Annotated in this window: 1 protein-coding gene; it reads left to right on the forward strand. The window is 68.0% G+C overall.

Translation table 11 applies throughout. The annotated features are described in order from the left end of the window. A partial coding sequence (locus tag LG661_RS24985; RefSeq protein ID WP_322098921.1) for a DNA translocase FtsK occupies positions 1-350 on the forward strand: 350 nt, incomplete at both ends.

Raw genomic sequence — 350 nt, forward strand, 5'->3', positions numbered from 1 at the left:
CGTGCACGGTCCCTTCTGCTCGGACGAGGAGGTGGAGAAGGTGGTGGCGCATCTCAAGCGCCAGGGCCGGCCGCAATATCTGGAGGCGGTCACGGCGGACGAGGACGAGGGCGGCGGGGCCGGCTCCGATGCGCCGGTGTTCGACCAGGGCGAGTTCGGCGCGCCGGGCGGGGACCTGTACGATCAGGCGGTGGCGGTGGTTTTGCGGGACAAGAAGGCCTCGACGAGCTACATCCAGCGCCGCCTCCAGATCGGCTACAACCGGGCCGCCTCGCTGATGGAGCGCATGGAGAAGGAAGGCATCGTCGGACCCGCAAACCACGCCGGAAAACGCGAAATCCTCCTGGAGA

Origin of the sequence: Microvirga roseola (assembly GCF_020866965.1) — a bacterium.
Taxonomy (GTDB): Bacteria; Pseudomonadota; Alphaproteobacteria; order Rhizobiales; family Beijerinckiaceae; genus Microvirga; species Microvirga roseola.